The sequence below is a fragment of the Pseudomonas helvetica genome, assembly GCF_039908645.1.
GTDB classification, from domain to species: Bacteria; Pseudomonadota; Gammaproteobacteria; order Pseudomonadales; family Pseudomonadaceae; genus Aquipseudomonas; species Aquipseudomonas helvetica.
The window spans coordinates 6,023,886-6,040,431 of the sequence record NZ_CP150917.1 but is presented as its reverse complement, the minus strand read 5'-3'; the positions used below and the strand labels follow the sequence as shown (position 1 = coordinate 6,040,431).

Below are 16,546 nucleotides of genomic sequence, written 5' to 3'. Positions count from 1 at the left end.
TGTACTGTTTATAAGAATGATCACCCCGAGTTATGGATGCTGAGGGAGCTTTGTGTATGCTGCTGGATAAAGTTGAAGGTCGTCATTGCTGGACAGCAAAAACCTATGAAGCGAAAGAGTCATTTCTTAAGTTGAGTGACTTTTTTGAAGGTGAGTTGGAGGGGCTACTGGGATCCTCGGATGCATTGCTCGAGAACCACGGCGCACTGAGGCACCTTGCAGCACGTATTACCAATATTTGCGAGAGTGGGCAGGGGTTCGCCGTGCTGAAGGGGTTGTCGCCTGAAGACTATTCCGAAGCACAGCTGTTACGCTTTTACCTCTCGTTATCCAGTCAAATTGGGCTGCTTGTTTCACAAAACCACAATGGCGATAAAGTCGTTACTGTTTCTAATAAAATGTCGGGCACGTTGTCTGATTTGAATGTGCGAGCGTATAACACAAGTCAAGGGCTAAACTTTCATAGTGATTCATCAGATATAACGGGTCTTCTGTGCATTCATAACTCACAAGAGGGTGGTGACTCGCTGGTGGTCAGTGCTGGTAATATCCATAATCTGATCCTGGCAGAGCATAAGGAGTTCTTGTCGCTTTTCTATCATGGCTTTCTCTACGATAGCCGTGGTGAAGAAGCACCTGGATTACCTCCTGCCTATCGCAATTCGGTATTTTACTACCAGGATACAAAGCTAAGTTGTCGATTTTACTTAACTGATTATATTTTGCCGGGTCTGGAAAAAATGAGCCTCAAGCCGAGTAAAGCTGAACTCGACGCGCTCGCGCTATTTACCCGGTTATGTGAAGATCCGAGAAATTATATTTCTTTTAAAATGGCTCCCGGCGATATTGTTTTTTACGACAATAACGCAGCTTTGCACGCTCGTACGCCTTTTGTGAGTAATCCTCATGAAGCGACGAACAGATTATTGCATCGCGTATGGATAAATCCTCACAAGCATCGAGCATTTCCTGAGGACTTTGCCAAGTATCGATTTGGATATGACGATCAAATCTGATATGTTCCCTGCTTTTGGTAAGGCATATACAGGACGGATATGACTACAGAGCAGGATGCAATAGTGCTTTCGCAAGCCAATCGCGGGTATTGGGAGTTTAGTCGCGAGCAGTGGTCTTCCTTTCGGGCCAAGGTGGCGATGAGTCTTTCGTCTTCGGAGATGAAGGCACTGGTAAGCCCTACCCAGCCCATAACTCCGGAGGAGGTAATGAATATATTGCTTCCTCTATCGCGCCTGCTGAATCTGCACTCTTCGGCAACGCAGTCATTTAGTCAGGTACAAGCCGCTTTTCTCGGGGTACCACTGTTCAAGCCGCCCTATGTTATCGGTATATCCGGTAGTGTTGCGGTAGGGAAGAGCAGCTTCGCCAGGGTGCTGTCGGCACTTTTGTCATCTTGGCCTGGTTCACCCAATGTGCAATTGGTGACAACTGACTCATTTCTCTTTCCCTTGGCGATGCTCGAAGAGAAAAATCTTTTGCACAGAAAAGGTTTTCCGGAATCGTACGATAAATCACTGTTCCTGGATTTTCTGCACTCAGTGTGCAATGAGGGAAAAGCGGTCCAGATTCCAATATATTCGCATGTTCGGTATGACATACTTCCCAACGAAATGCAGCGAGTGCAGTTGCCCGATATTATTGTCTTGGAAGGATTGAATGTGTTGCAGGGGGATAAATGCCTTGGACTGAACGTTTTGGACTTTATAGATTTTCCTATCTATATTGATGCTTCGACAGAGTCCATTAAGAAGTGGTATCTCGAACGTTTTGTTTATTTGAAAAACACAGCTTTTCAGTCGGCTGAGTCTTACTTCAACAAGTTCAGAGATCTGTCGGACCATGAGGCCCTTTCAATGGCGTCCGATACGTGGGATCGAGTCAACTTGAAGAACCTCGTCGAGAACATCCTGCCAACGCGTGACAGGGCGAGCCTGATCATCAATAAATCATCAGATCATTCCATCGATAGGTTACTGCTCCGGGCTATTTGAATCGACTGTCAGCGCTCGAAACGATTTCGTCAGGCTTATCTCTGAAAAATCAGAATGCGGCAGGTCGCTTGGGCAAATACGGCGGCAGATACAGCCCCAGATAAGCATCAAATACCCGCATGCCTTCCTCGGCCATGCGTGGGGTGATCTGCCCGTGTTGTTGCACTGAGCGCGCGTAGACTCGGTCGCCCAGTTCCATGGCCAGGGCAAACACATCGACATCCTTGGGCAGCGTCGGCAGTTCGAAATGCTGATCGAAGAGTTTGTGCATCAGGTCGCCGAGTTCGATGTCGTGCTGGCGGTCGGCCTGGGTGACTTCGGTGAGGCCGTGTTGAGCGAGGATCAGTTGCCGGGCGGCGGCGTCTTCGTCGTAGATGGCGAGCATGCGTTGCTCGACCAGTCGTGACAGATCACGCCAGCCATTCAGCGAGTCGACGTCGATCGGTTCTTGCAGGCACGCACGAAAGGCGCTGTGGACGTCGGCAGTCAGGGCTTCGAGCAGGGCCGGGACGCTGGCGAAGAAGTGGTAGACCGATGACGGCGGGATCTCGGCGCGCTCGGCCACGCTGTAGATCGACAGGCTGGCCACGCCCTCGGCGGCAAGCAGCGTGCGGGCGGCGTCGAGTATCGAGTCGATCCGGGCCTGGCTGCGTGCGCGGGGTTTGCGAAGGGGGGCGGGGCGGGTCATTGAAGTCTCCTGCAGGGCAGCGGGCATTGTACGCAGAGCGCAGAGATGATCCATACCCTGTGGCGAGGGGGCTTGCCCCCGTTGGGTTGCGAAGCAGCCCCAAAGCATGCGATCCCATGGCATCGGACACACCGCGTTCGCTGGGTTTGGGAGTGCTGCGCACTCCAGCGGGGGCAAGCCCCCTCGCCACAAGGTTCGGTGTTGATACCCATAAAAAAACGCCGTTGGCGATGAAGCCAACGGCGTTGTTTTTTTGCTACAGCCGCTTACACGGTGTGCAGGTACCAGTTGTACTCGAGGTCGGAGATGGAGTGTTCGAACTCCTCCAGCTCGCTCTCTTTACAGGCGACAAAAATGTCGATGTATTTCGGATCGATGTACTTGGCCATGACTTCGCTGTCGTCCAGCTCACGCAGTGCATCACGCAGGTTGTTCGGCAGGCTTTGCTCGTTCTGCTCGTAGCTGTTGCCTTCGACGGGCGCGCCCGGCTCGATCTTGTTGGTCAGGCCGTGATGCACGCCTGCCAGGACCGAAGCCATCAGCAAGTACGGGTTGGCATCGGCGCCAGCAACGCGGTGTTCGATACGTACGGCATCGGCAGAGCCGGTCGGTACGCGAATCGCCACCGTCCGGTTGTCCAGGCCCCAGCACGGGGAGTTCGGCACGTAGAACTGTGCGCCGAAACGACGGTACGAGTTGACGTTCGGGCAGAGGAAAGCCATCTGCGCCGGTAGGGTCTCGAGCACACCGCCGATCGCGTGACGCAGTGCGGCGTTCTGCTCGGGATCCTCACTGGCAAAAATATTCTTGCCGTCTTTATCAAGGATCGAGATGTGGACGTGCAGACCGTTACCCGCCTGGCCTGGGTAAGGCTTGGCCATGAAGGTGGTGTCCATCTCATGGTCGTAGGCGATGTTTTTGATCAGACGCTTGAGCAGTACCGCGTAGTCGCAGGCCTTGATCGGGTCGGCAACGTGGTGCAGGTTCACTTCGAACTGCGCCGGAGCACTTTCCTTGACGATCGCGTCGGCAGGGATGCCTTGCTCTTTCGCACCTTCCAGGATGTCCTGGAGGCAGTCGACGTATTCGTCGAGGTCGTCGATCAGGTAAACCTGGGTCGAGTGTGGACGTTTGCCAGACACCGGCGAGCGTGGAGGTTGCGGCCGGCCATTCACGTTCTCCTGGTCGATCAGGTAGAACTCAAGCTCGAACGCGGCGCAGATGGTCAGGCCCATGTCGTCGAACTTGCGCACCACATTGGCCAGCACTTCACGCGGGTCGGCGAAGAACGGCTCGCCTTCGAGTTCGTGCATGGTCATCAACAGTTGCGCGGTCGGGCGCTTCTGCCAGGGTTCATTGCACAGGGTATTGGGGATTGGATAGCAAATTCGGTCAGCATCACCGATGTCCAGGCCCAGGCCGGTGCTTTCCACCGTCGAGCCATTGATATCCAGAGCAAATAGAGAGGCCGGCAGGTTGATGCCTTTCTCGTAAACCTTGTGGAGGCTGGTGCGTTCGATGCGCTTTCCGCGCACCACACCATTCATATCCGCAATCAGAAGGTCAACGTACAGAACCTCAGGATGTTCCTTAAGGAACGCGTTCGCTTCGTTGAGCTGAACGGCACGCGGGGGTACCGACATGATGCAACACCTTTGTTGTTAAAAATATCAATCATTGATCTTTTCGGATTCCAGTCAACCCGAACGGCATGCCGAAGTCAAGCGAGGCCTTTTTTGCCCTAAAAAAGCGCTCGAAGGGCATTTTTGAGGCGCTTTGGGGCACTTTTATGCCTTCGGGGTCTTTGGCGGCCGCAGCCTTGAGCGGGGCGTGTTGTATTTTTTACGGGGGTGTTGTGTAAAAAAATGAACAACGCTAAGCTCAAATCAAACCCATAACAGCAATAATACCGGGGTGCTTCATGTCTCGCCTGCCGTTAATCGGCGTCACCGACTGCTCAAGACAGATCGGTTTGCATGCTTATCACATCACCTGCGATAAGTACGTCCGCGCAGCGGCCACCGTTGCCAAGGGCCTGCCGTCGATACTTGCGTCACTGGCGGAACTGCTCGATCCGACCGATATTATTGACGGTCTGGATGGCATCCTGTTTACCGGCTCTTCTTCTACTGTAGAACCTTTTCACTATAGCGGTCCTGCGAGTGTGCCTGGAACTGCTCATGATCCTGCACGCGACGCCACCACCCTTTCGTTGATACGCGCCGGCAAGCGTGCAGTACAACGCGACGCGGATGCGTCAAACAACGCCTGACGTTTAAAGACGTCAGGACACTCAGCCCAGAGGCATTTATGAGTAACAACCTCGACCAGCTCACCGATTGGTTGAAAGACCACAAGATCACAGAAGTCGAATGCATGATTGGCGATCTGACCGGGATCACCCGTGGCAAGATTTCGCCGACCAACAAGTTCATTGCCGAAAAAGGCATGCGCCTGCCCGAGAGTGTGCTGTTACAGACAGTGACGGGTGACTACGTCGAAGATGACATCTATTACGAACTGCTCGACCCGGCCGACATCGACATGATCTGCCGCCCGGACTCGAACGCGGTATTCCTCGTGCCGTGGGCCATCGAGCCGACCGCGCAGGTGATTCACGACACCTACGACAAGCAGGGCAACCCGATCGAGCTGTCGCCGCGCAACGTGCTCAAGAAAGTCCTGAAGCTCTATTCCGACAAGGGCTGGCAGCCGATCGTGGCGCCGGAGATGGAGTTCTACCTGACCAAGCGTTGCGAAGACCCGGACTTCCCGTTGCAGCCGCCGATTGGCCGCTCCGGTCGCCCGGAAACCGGTCGTCAGTCTTTCTCCATTGAGGCGGCCAACGAATTCGACCCGCTGTTCGAAGACGTCTACGACTGGTGCGAACTGCAAGAGCTGGACCTGGACACGCTGATCCACGAGGACGGCACGGCGCAGATGGAGATCAACTTCCGTCACGGCGACGCGCTGTCCCTGGCCGATCAGATCCTGGTGTTCAAGCGCACCATGCGCGAAGCGGCGCTCAAGCACGACGTGGCCGCGACCTTCATGGCCAAGCCGATGACCGGCGAGCCGGGCAGTGCGATGCACTTGCACCAGAGCATCATCGACATCGAAACCGGCAAGAACGTCTTCTCGAATGAAGACGGGACGATGAGCGAGCTGTTCCTGCACCACATCGGTGGCTTGCAGAAGTTCATCCCCGAGCTGTTGCCGCTGTTCGCGCCCAACGTCAACTCGTTCCGCCGCTTCCTGCCGGATACCTCGGCGCCGGTGAACGTGGAGTGGGGCGAAGAGAACCGCACCGTCGGCCTGCGAGTCCCGGACGCAGGCCCGCAAAACCGTCGGGTGGAAAACCGCCTGCCGGGCGCCGATGCCAACCCTTACCTGGCGATCGCCGCGAGCCTGCTCTGCGGTTACATCGGCATGGTGGAAGGCATCAACCCGAGCGCACCCGTGGTTGGACGGGGTTACGAGCGACGCAATCTGCGTCTGCCGCTGACCATCGAAGACGCACTGGAACGCATGGAACACAGCGCGACCATCGAGAAATATCTGGGCAAAAAATTCATCACTGGCTACGTCGCGGTCAAGCGGGCCGAGCATGAAAACTTCAAGCGCGTGATCAGTTCGTGGGAGCGGGAGTTCCTGTTGTTCGCCGTCTGATGCGCCGGGTGCGGCCCTGAAAAACCGCACTCTCACCCTATAAGGAGAGCTTTATGACCAGCAAGAACCCGCAAACCCGTGAGTGGCAAACCCTGAGCAGCGAACACCACTTGGCGCCTTTCAGCGACTTCAAGCAGCTGAAAGAGAAAGGCCCGCGGATCATCACCAACGCCAAGGGCGTTTACCTCTGGGACAGCGAAGGCAACAAGATCCTCGACGGCATGGCCGGCCTGTGGTGCGTGGCCATCGGTTACGGTCGCGATGAACTGGCCGATGCCGCCAGCAAACAGATGCGCGAGCTGCCTTATTACAACCTGTTCTTCCAGACCGCCCACCCGCCGGTGCTGGAGTTGGCCAAGGCCATCTCGGACATCGCGCCAGAAGGCATGAACCACGTGTTCTTCACCGGTTCCGGCTCCGAAGGCAACGACACCATGCTGCGCATGGTTCGCCACTACTGGGCGATCAAGGGCCAGCCGAACAAGAAGGTCATCATCAGCCGCGTAAACGGCTACCACGGCTCGACCGTGGCCGGCGCCAGCCTGGGCGGCATGACTTACATGCACGAACAAGGCGACTTGCCGATCCCGGGCATCGTTCACATCCCGCAGCCGTACTGGTTCGGTGAAGGGGGCGACATGACCCCTGAAGAGTTCGGTATCTGGGCCGCCAACCAGTTGGAAGAAAAGATTCTCGAGCTCGGCGTCGACACGGTCGGTGCGTTCATTGCCGAGCCGATCCAGGGCGCGGGCGGCGTGATCATTCCGCCAGACAGCTACTGGCCGCGCATCAAGGAAATCCTCGCCAAGTACGACATCCTGTTCGTTGCGGATGAGGTGATCTGTGGTTTCGGCCGTACCGGCGAGTGGTTCGGCAGCGATTTCTACGGCCTCAAGCCTGACATGATGACCATCGCCAAAGGCCTGACGTCCGGTTACATCCCGATGGGTGGCCTGATCGTGCGTGATGAAGTGGTCGAGGTGCTGAACGAAGGGGGCGACTTCAACCACGGTTTCACCTATTCCGGGCACCCGGTCGCCGCTGCGGTGGCACTGGAAAACATTCGTATTCTGCGCGAAGAGAAAATTATCGAGCACGTTCGTGCAGAAACGGCACCTTATTTGCAAAAGCGTCTACGGGAACTGAACGATCACCCTCTGGTGGGTGAAGTTCGTGGGGTAGGTCTGTTGGGGGCTATCGAACTGGTTCAGGACAAGGCGACCCGTGCGCGGTATGTCGGCAAGGGTGTTGGCATGATCTGCCGGCAGTTCTGCTTCGACAACGGGCTGATCATGCGCGCCGTGGGCGACACCATGATCATCGCTCCGCCACTGGTCATCACCAAGGCCGAGATCGACGAACTGGTGACCAAGGCGCGCAAGTGCCTGGACCTGACCCTGAGTGCGCTGCAAAGCTAAGTGCTAGGCTCTGAGCGAGGTCCGTGGCTGGCACTTCGCTCAGGGCGCACAAAGGACGGGTCTTTCCTTGAAAGCCTGCCTTGTAACTTGCCAGACTATCCGCTGTTTGAGTTGCCAAGGAATCGGCCGCTGGATCTTGGTTCACAAAAAAATGTGGTTAAAAAGAATAATTGGAGCATTACGCATGAAGGCATTAGGTTTGAAGAAAACTGGCAAGACACTGCTCGCCTTGTCCCTGATGGGCGTGATGGCTGGGGCAGCCCAGGCCGACGATAAAGTCCTGCACGTTTACAACTGGTCCGACTACATTGCACCGGACACCATCGCGAACTTTGAGAAAGAGTCCGGGATCAAGGTCGTCTACGATGTGTTCGACAGTAACGAAACCCTCGAGGCCAAGTTGCTGGCCGGCAAGTCCGGTTATGACGTGGTTGTACCGTCCAACAACTTCCTGGCCAAGCAGATCAAGGCCGGCGTTTACCAGGAGCTGGACAAGTCCAAGCTGACCAACTACGGCAACCTGAACAAGTCGCTGCTCAAGGCGGTTTCTGTCAGCGACCCGGACAACAAACATGCTTTCCCTTACATGTGGGGCTCGATCGGTATCGGTTACAACGCCGAGAAGGTCAAAGCGGCGCTGGGCATCGACAAAATCGATTCCTGGGATGTCGTGCTCAAGCCGGAGAACATTGCCAAGCTCAAGAGCTGCGGCGTGAGTTTCCTCGATTCGCCGACCGAAATGCTGCCAGTTGCCCTGCATTACCTGGGCCTGCCAACCGACAGCCAGAAAAAGGAAGATCTGAAGAAGGCTGAAGAGCTGTTCCTGAAGATTCGTCCTTCGATCACCTACTTCCACTCGTCCAAGTACATCTCGGACCTGGCCAACGGCAACATCTGCGTAGCCGTCGGTTATTCGGGTGACGTGCAGCAGGCCAAAACCCGTGCCGCCGAAGCCGGTGACAAGGTGAAAGTCAGCTACGCCATTCCAAAAGAAGGTGCCGGCAGCTTCTACGACATGGTCGCTATCCCTAAAGATGCGGAAAACGTCGAGGGTGCCTACAAGTTCATGAACTACCTGTTGCAGCCGAAAGTGATGGCTGAAATCACCAACGCCGTGCGTTTCCCTAACGGCAACGCCGAAGCCACTCAGTACGTGAACAAGGACATCACCTCGGATCCGGGCATCTACCCGACTGCCGATGTGCAGTCGAAGCTGTATGCAATCGCCGATTTGCCAGCCGCTACCCAGCGTGAGCTGACCCGCAGCTGGACCAAGATCAAATCCGGTAAATAAGCCGGTTTGAAGCAATCACCTGTTGCCGTCGTCGCTCTGGCGGCGGCAGCAGGAATAATTAAATGACAGAAAGTTTTGCTGGAAAGGTTTATCGAGGGTAAGTTGCGCGCCGGTTTTGTTGCCACGCAGCCATGGCTGTCACGTAACGCTGGGCAACTTGGGCCCAACTATTTTAGAGGACCTTCACTTGCCTGTTTCTTTGTTTCGCAACGCCATGCTGGTCGGCGTCGGCCTGACGCTCGCTGTCAGCGTTCAAGCTGCGTCCACCGTGCATATTTATAACTGGTCGGATTACATCGGGCAGACCACCCTCGTCGATTTCGAAAAAGCCACTGGCGTCAAGCCGGTGTACGACGTGTTCGACTCCAACGAAACCCTGGAAGGCAAGTTGCTGGCCGGGCACACCGGGTATGACGTGGTCGTGCCGTCCAGCCACTTCCTGGGCAAGCAGATCAAGGCCGGGGCGTTCCAGAAGCTCGACAAGTCGCAGTTGCCGAACTACTCCAACCTCGATCCGGCGCTGCTCAAGCGCCTGGAAATGAACGACCCTGGCAACCAGTACGCCGTGCCGTACCTGTGGGGCACCAACGGCATCGGTTACAACGTCGACAAGGTCAAGGCGGTGCTCGGCGTCGACAAGATCGATTCCTGGGCCATGCTGTTCGAACCCGAGAACATCAAGAAGCTCAACAGTTGTGGCGTGGCCTTCCTCGACTCGGCTGACGAAATGCTGCCGACGGTCCTGAACTACATGGGCCTGAACGCCAACAGCACCAACCCGGACGACTACCAAAAGGCTGAAGCCAAGTTACTGGCAGTGCGGCCTTATGTGACCTACTTCCACTCGTCCAAATACATCTCGGACCTGGCCAACGGCAACATTTGTGTCGCGGTCGGTTTCTCCGGGGATATTTTCCAGGCCAAGGCCCGTGCTGCCGAAGCCGGAAAAGGCGTGAACGTTGCCTACGCGATTCCAAAGGAAGGCGGTGCGCTGTGGTTCGACATGCTGGCGATTCCCAAGGACTCCGCCAACGTCAAACAGGCCCATGCCTTCATCAACTATGTACTCAAGCCTGAAGTGATCGCTCAGGTGAGTGATGCCGTCGGCTACGCCAACCCCAATCCCGGGGCGGACAAACTGATGGAGCAATCGATTCGTAGCAATCAATCGGTGTATCCACCGCAAGCGGTCCTCGACAAGACCTACGTGCAGGTTGAGCTGCCGCCAAAGATTCAACGGTTGATGACCCGCAGCTGGACCAAGGTCAAGTCGGGTAAATAGTGACAAAGGCTCAGACTATCCAAGGTTCGCCTGTATTGGGTGAACTGCAAATTTTGTTGGGAGTTTCGTAAATGGCAGTTGCCTCCGGCGCCTATAAGAAAGCCCTCGAGGGCGACCAGACACCGAAACAGGTGCTGGTCAAAATCGACCGGGTCACGAAGAAGTTCGACGAGACGATTGCCGTGGACGATGTGTCCCTGGAAATCAGGAAAGGCGAGATCTTCGCTTTGCTCGGCGGTTCGGGATCGGGCAAATCGACCTTGCTGCGCATGCTTGCAGGTTTCGAACGGCCTACGGAGGGGCGCATTTTCCTCGACGGCGTAGACATCACCGAGATGCCGCCGTACGAGCGGCCGATCAACATGATGTTCCAGTCCTACGCGTTGTTCCCGCATATGACCGTGGCGCAGAACATCGCTTTCGGCCTGAAGCAGGACAAGATCCCGTCGGCTGAAGTCGACGCCCGTGTGACCGAAATGCTCAAGCTGGTGCAGATGAGCCAGTACGCCAAGCGCAAGCCGCACCAGCTCTCCGGTGGTCAGCGTCAGCGTGTTGCGCTGGCTCGTTCCCTGGCCAAGCGGCCGAAGCTGCTGTTGCTCGACGAGCCGATGGGCGCGCTGGACAAGAAACTGCGTTCACAGATGCAGCTCGAACTGGTGGAAATCATCGAGCGCGTCGGCGTGACCTGCGTCATGGTGACCCACGATCAGGAAGAGGCCATGACCATGGCCGAGCGCATCGCGATCATGCACCTGGGCTGGATCGCCCAGATCGGCAGCCCGATCGACATCTACGAAACCCCGACCAGCCGCCTGGTCTGTGAGTTCATTGGCAACGTCAACATCTTCGAAGGCGAAGTGGTGGACGATGCCGAGGGCCATGCGCTGATTACCTGCAAGGACCTGGACCGCAACATCTACGTGGGTCACGGCATCAGCACCTCGGTGCAAGACAAGTCGGTGACCTACGCGATTCGTCCGGAAAAACTGCTGGTGACGGCAGAAATGCCGACCTGCGAGCACAACTGGTCGAGCGGCAAGGTCCACGACATTGCCTACCTCGGTGGTCACTCGGTGTTCTACGTCGAACTGCCGAGCGGCAAGATCGTGCAGTCGTTCGTCGCCAACGCCGAGCGTCGTGGCCAGCGCCCTACCTGGGGCGATCAGGTTTACGTCTGGTGGGAAGACGACAGCGGCGTGGTACTGCGCTCATGAACACGCAAAAACTCACGCGCCGACTCAGTCGAATAATTCCCGCGGGTCGTCATCTGGTCATCGGGGTTCCGTTCCTCTGGCTGTTCATGTTCTTCATGCTGCCGTTCTTCATCGTCCTGAAGATCAGCTTCGCCGAAGCCGACGTGGCCATTCCGCCGTACACCGAGATCTACAGCTACGTCGATCAGAAGGTCCAGTTGCTGCTGAACCTGGGCAACTACACGATGCTGGGCGGCGACGAGTTGTACATCGCCGCTTACCTCGGCTCGTTGAAAATGGCGTTATTCAGCACCATTCTTTGCCTGCTGATCGGCTACCCGATGGCCTACGCCATTGCCAGTGCGCGCAAAGAGATACAGACGGTGCTGGTGTTGCTGATCATGATGCCGACCTGGACCGCCATCCTGATCCGCGTGTATGCGTGGATGGGCATCCTCAGCAACAACGGCCTGCTCAACGGCTTCCTGATGTCGATGGGCTGGATCAACGAGCCGCTGCAGATCCTCAACACCAACCTGGCGGTCTATATCGGCGTGGTCTATTCGTACCTGCCGTTCATGATCCTGCCGCTGTACGCCAACCTGGTGAAGCACGACAACAGTTTGCTGGAAGCCGCTTCGGACCTGGGTTCGAGTACCTTCAACAGCTTCTGGAAGATCACTGTTCCGTTGTCGAAAAACGGCATCATCGCTGGCTGTATGCTGGTGTTCATCCCGGTGGTCGGTGAGTTCGTGATCCCGGAACTGCTCGGCGGTCCGGAAACCCTGATGATCGGTAAAGTGCTCTGGCAAGAGTTCTTCAACAACCGTGACTGGCCTGTGGCGTCTGCCCTGGCGGTGGTGATGCTGGCGATCCTGATTGTGCCGATCATCCTGTTCAACCGCAGTCAGGCGAAGGAAATGGAGGGTAAAGAATGAAGCGCTTCCGTTTCTCCAGCCTGATGCTGGTGCTCGGCCTGTTGTTCATCTACATGCCGATGCTGATCCTGGTGATTTACTCGTTCAACGCCTCGAAACTGGTGACGGTCTGGGGCGGCTGGTCAGTGAAGTGGTACGTCGGCCTGCTGGACAACACCCAACTGATGGGCTCGGTGGTGCGCTCGCTGGAAATCGCCTGCTACACCGCGGTTGCCGCCGTTGCGCTGGGGACGCTGGCGGCTTTCGTGCTGACCCGCGTCACCCGCTTCAAGGGCCGCACGCTGTTCGGCGGCCTGGTCACTGCACCATTGGTGATGCCAGAAGTGATCACCGGCCTGTCGTTGTTGCTGCTGTTCGTGGCCATGGCGCAGATGATCGGCTGGCCGCAGGAACGCGGCATCGTCACCATCTGGATCGCCCACACCACGTTCTGCGCCGCTTATGTAGCAGTGGTGGTATCGGCGCGCTTGCGTGAGCTGGACCTGTCCATCGAAGAGGCCGCCATGGACCTCGGTGCGCGGCCGTGGAAGGTGTTCTTCCTGATCACCATTCCGATGATCGCGCCATCGCTGGCAGCGGGCGGCATGATGTCGTTCGCCCTGTCGCTGGACGATCTGGTACTGGCGAGCTTCGTCTCCGGGCCGGGTTCCACGACCTTGCCGATGGAAGTGTTCTCGGCCGTGCGTCTGGGCGTGAAGCCTGAGATCAACGCCGTGGCCAGCCTGATTTTGTTGGCGGTGTCGATCGTGACCTTCCTGGTCTGGTTCTTCAGCCGCCGTGCTGAAGAAAGTCGCAAACGTGCGATCCAGCAAGCCATCGAAGAGGGCGCTGCGGACTCCTGGAAACAACCGGACGTACGCCGCGCGCAGGCGCCGGAAGCGGTTTAACCCCGGCAGCACAAAAAAACCTCGCTCCCTGCAAAGAGAGCGAGGTTTTTTATGTGCTGGGTTGGCGAATGGGAACGCTTTTGTGGCGAGGGAGCTTGCTCCCGCTGGGCCGCGAGCGGCCCCAAAACCTGCAACCGTGCTGTATCAGGTGTACCGCACTCATCGGTTTTGGGAGTGCTGCGCACTCCAGCGGGAGCAAGCTCCCTCGCCACAGGGGTTGATGTCAGCCTTTCAGCATGTCATGTGCTTCAAGTGCTCGCAGCGAGAAGACGTACGCTGCGCCGGCGTTCAACGAGATTGCGGTGGCCAGGGTGGCGGCGATTTCTTCGCGGGTGGCACCGGCCTTGATCGCCGCGTCGGTGTGTACGCCGATGCAGCCGTCGCAACGAGTGGTGATGGCGACGGCGATGGAAATCAACTCGCGGGTCTTGGCGTCGAGCACCTCGTTTTCAGCGGCAGCTTCATCCAGCGCCACAAAGGCCTTGACCATTTTCGGGTTGCTCTTGCCCAGTGCGCCGAAGGCTTTCTGGATGGTGGGCAGCAGTTCGGACCAGTTATTGAACATTGCATTCACTCCTGAGCAGGTTGGGATGTACGGTGTGCGACACGTACAGTTTTGACCACTCGGGCGCTTTGCGCTTGCTCATTCAGGGCCTTAAAAGATCGCAGCCTGCGATCTTTTACTGTTATTGCGCCACCCGCGCTGGCAACAGCTTCAAGGTGCTGCGGGTATTGGCCGTGACTTCTTCCTCGTTGAAATGCGCCTCCTGGTAGACGCCTTCGATATAGGCTTCGGCCTGGTCATCGTAGTGTGAATCGAACAGCACACCGCTTTGGCCGACCGGGTTGATGGTCAGGCCGTGCGCCGGGTCGGCGAAGTCGATGATCCGGCGGGTCGACGGGCCGTAAGTCACAGGCCATGGTGCCGGGCCGATTTTTGCCGAGAGGTTGTTCGGCACTTCGTGGCTGCCCGGGGCCTCGAACGGGCCAACGTTGAATATTCGATCCAGCGGCTTTTGCATGCCCAGCGGATGGCCGTGGGTCAGGGTGTGGGCGTCGCCCCATAACCATTGCGCCGGGTCAGGGCCGAGGGTGGTTTTCAGGTGGGCGATACTGGCCTGCCACGCGGCTTTGACGATGTCGGCGCGGGTTTCTTTGCCGAGCGTGTTGCGGTTGTCCCACCACGGCGAATCCGCGGAGGCGGCCAGCCGGGGCAACGCGGCATCGATCACGCGGGTCGAGAGCAGGGTCTCGAAAAAGCTGTCGCCAAGTTCGTCGTGGAGTGCGCCATCGGCGAGGTTGAACAGGAACTGGTTGAACAGTGTGGCGCTGGTGGAGTTCACCGGGTAATCACCTTTCCATTTGGCCAGTTGCTCCACCAGTTGCAGCTCCTGCGGGTCGCTGACCACCTCACGCAGTACCGGCAACAGCGGGGCCAACAGGCGAGGGCCGTAGTCGGTGGTGGTGCCCAGTTGCAGTTTCTGGCTGGCGTCGATGTTCCACTTCACGCTCTTGTCGCTGAGCTGGCGGTTGAGCTGCTGACCGCGATCCGGCAGGTTGTAGTAGCCAGGGATCTCCATGCCTGTCGGCGAAACCGGCTGGAAGTTGGCCGAGACGATGTAGCCACGCACCGGGTTTTCTTCCTGCGGGTTGGCGCTGAACGGGTAGAAACCTTCCTTGTCCGCCTGATTGGTGCTGCCGTCGAGTATGAACCACGGTTTGACCCCGGCCAGACGCTTGGGCAGTTGTGCTGCCGCCCACCAGCCAATATCACCCTTGGCATTGGCCCAGACGATATTCAGCCCCGGCGCATGAACCTTGGCCGCCGCGGCGCGAGCCTTGGTCAGGGTGTCGGCACGATTGAGCTGGTAGAAGCCTTCGAGGATCGGGTTCTGGGTTTCGAGGAACGCCCACCACATGGCGATCGGCGTCTTGCCGGCGCTGGCACCGAGCACGTCGTTGATGATCGGGCCGTGGGGTGATTGACGCAGTATCAATGTGACCGCTGCCTGGCCCTTCACGGCAATTTGCTGCTCGGTGTTGACCATGTCGACCCACTTGCCGTGATACCAGACCTGGTTGGCATTGTCCGGGTTGACCTTCTCGGCGATCAGGTCGAGGTCGTCGTTCTGGAACATGGTCAGGCTCCAGCCGAAGTCCAGGTTGTGGCCCAGGAAGGCAAAAGGCACCAGGGCCTGATGCTGCCCGTAGAGCTCGAAACCCGGCGCCGAGAGTTGCGCTTCGTACCACACCGACGGCGTCGAAAAACGAATGTGCGGATCACCGGCCAGCAGCGGTTTGCCGCTTTGGGTGCGAGTGCCGGAAATCACCCAGGCGTTACTGCCCTCGAACTGCGGCAGGCCGTTGTCGGCCAACGCTTGTTCGCTCAGGCGCGCAATGGCGTTGAGGTCTTTCCAGTCAGCGGCAGAGAGCACCGGGGCTTTGCTGGACTGACGTTTGGCCAGCACACCTTTGGGCTGCCAATCGAGGTCGAAGATATTCAGGTAATCGCTGCCCAGCTGATCGCGTACGTAGGTCAGCAACGGTTCGGTGCGAAACGCCGCAGCAAAGCTGTAGGCCATGTAGCCGGCGACACTGACGGTGTCCTCGGCGGTGAACGCGCGTTTACGGATGCCCAGTACGTCAAACTCCATGGGCGCAGCGTGGGTGTCCTGATACTGGTTGATCCCGTCCAGATAGGCTTGCAGGGCCTTCCACGCCGCAGACTGGCGGTCGAGTGCGGCCACGTAGCTTTCGGCGCGCTCGCGGATGCGCAGGCTGCGGAACAGTTTGTCGGTGTCGATCAGTTTCGGTCCGAGGACTTCGGCCAGTTCGCCACGAGACAGGCGTCGCAGCATTTCCATCTGGAACAGCCGGTCCTGGGCGTGTACGTAACCGAGGGCGCGATAAAGGTCGGTTTCGTTCTCGGCGCGAATATGCGGCACGCCGCGTTCGTCGTAGCGCACCGTCACCGAGCCTTGCAGGCGTTGCAATTCCACCTGTCCCTGACGCGTCGGTTGCTTGCTGTACACATACCAGCCACCGCCTGCCGCGAGGACGACAAGTAGCAGGGCCAATAGGGTCAGGACGCGTTTCATGGTGACTCCTTGTTCTTCGGGGTTGTCGCCAGCCTGGGGCGTCAACATTTAGCACAGACCTCGTGCGTCG

General features: G+C 57.5%; 13 protein-coding genes and 1 pseudogene. 10 read left to right on the top strand and 4 right to left on the bottom strand.

Annotation, left to right across the window (positions count from 1 at the left end):
- Nucleotides 1-56 precede the first annotated feature (56 nt).
- Complete coding sequence (locus AABM55_RS27930) at nt 57-1,016, top strand: TauD/TfdA family dioxygenase (protein ID WP_054594541.1); 960 nt, start codon at nt 57-59, stop codon at nt 1,014-1,016.
- 63 nt (nt 1,017-1,079) lie between these two features.
- Nucleotides 1,080-2,009: a type I pantothenate kinase gene (coaA, locus tag AABM55_RS27925; protein WP_256585427.1), complete on the top strand. Its 930-nt coding sequence runs from the start codon at nt 1,080-1,082 to the stop codon at nt 2,007-2,009.
- A 49-nt stretch (nt 2,010-2,058) separates the two neighbouring features.
- Here coaA and AABM55_RS27920 read toward each other — a convergent pair whose 3' ends face one another.
- Nucleotides 2,059-2,697: a TetR/AcrR family transcriptional regulator gene (locus AABM55_RS27920; protein WP_054594539.1), complete on the bottom strand. Its 639-nt coding sequence runs from the start codon at nt 2,695-2,697 to the stop codon at nt 2,059-2,061.
- Nucleotides 2,698-2,963: 266 nt separating this feature from the next.
- The gene (locus AABM55_RS27915) at nt 2,964-4,340 is read right to left on the bottom strand and encodes a glutamine synthetase family protein (protein ID WP_054594538.1); all 1,377 of its coding nucleotides are present in this window, start codon (nt 4,338-4,340) and stop codon (nt 2,964-2,966) included.
- 278 nt (nt 4,341-4,618) lie between these two features.
- On the opposite strand from AABM55_RS27915, the pseudogene AABM55_RS27910 reads away from it, so the two are divergent.
- The 8 genes and pseudogenes from AABM55_RS27910 to AABM55_RS27875 form a co-directional block, all read left to right on the top strand.
- Nucleotides 4,619-4,921, top strand: a pseudogene (locus AABM55_RS27910) (gamma-glutamyl-gamma-aminobutyrate hydrolase family protein); the annotation flags it as partial.
- Between the two features lie 86 nt (nt 4,922-5,007).
- Nucleotides 5,008-6,366, top strand: a complete 1,359-nt coding sequence (locus AABM55_RS27905) for a glutamine synthetase family protein (protein ID WP_054594537.1) — start codon at nt 5,008-5,010, stop codon at nt 6,364-6,366.
- Between the two features lie 53 nt (nt 6,367-6,419).
- Complete coding sequence (locus AABM55_RS27900) at nt 6,420-7,784, top strand: aspartate aminotransferase family protein (RefSeq protein WP_347928278.1); 1,365 nt, start codon at nt 6,420-6,422, stop codon at nt 7,782-7,784.
- A gap of 199 nt (nt 7,785-7,983) precedes the next feature.
- Entirely contained in the window at nt 7,984-9,078 is a 1,095-nt protein-coding gene (locus AABM55_RS27895) for a polyamine ABC transporter substrate-binding protein (protein WP_054598196.1), read from the top strand.
- A 187-nt stretch (nt 9,079-9,265) separates the two neighbouring features.
- Entirely contained in the window at nt 9,266-10,360 is a 1,095-nt protein-coding gene (locus tag AABM55_RS27890) for a polyamine ABC transporter substrate-binding protein (protein WP_054594535.1), read from the top strand.
- Between the two features lie 71 nt (nt 10,361-10,431).
- Nucleotides 10,432-11,574, top strand: a complete 1,143-nt coding sequence (locus AABM55_RS27885; protein WP_054594534.1) for an ABC transporter ATP-binding protein — start codon at nt 10,432-10,434, stop codon at nt 11,572-11,574.
- 35 nt (nt 11,575-11,609) lie between these two features.
- Entirely contained in the window at nt 11,610-12,491 is an 882-nt protein-coding gene (locus AABM55_RS27880) for an ABC transporter permease subunit (protein WP_173859942.1), read from the top strand.
- Nucleotides 12,488-13,378 carry an ABC transporter permease subunit gene (locus AABM55_RS27875; protein WP_347928277.1) on the top strand — a complete coding sequence of 297 codons (891 nt, stop codon included), beginning with the start codon at nt 12,488-12,490 and terminating at the stop codon, nt 13,376-13,378. Before AABM55_RS27880 ends, AABM55_RS27875 begins: the two co-directional genes overlap by 4 nt.
- Before the next feature lie 223 nt (nt 13,379-13,601).
- Here AABM55_RS27875 and AABM55_RS27870 read toward each other — a convergent pair whose 3' ends face one another.
- On the bottom strand, nt 13,602-13,943 hold the full coding sequence (locus AABM55_RS27870; protein ID WP_054594531.1) for a carboxymuconolactone decarboxylase family protein: 342 nt from the start codon (nt 13,941-13,943) through the stop codon (nt 13,602-13,604).
- Between the two features lie 121 nt (nt 13,944-14,064).
- Nucleotides 14,065-16,476 carry a penicillin acylase family protein gene (locus AABM55_RS27865; RefSeq protein ID WP_347928276.1) on the bottom strand — a complete coding sequence of 804 codons (2,412 nt, stop codon included), beginning with the start codon at nt 16,474-16,476 and terminating at the stop codon, nt 14,065-14,067.
- Nucleotides 16,477-16,546 lie beyond the last annotated feature (70 nt).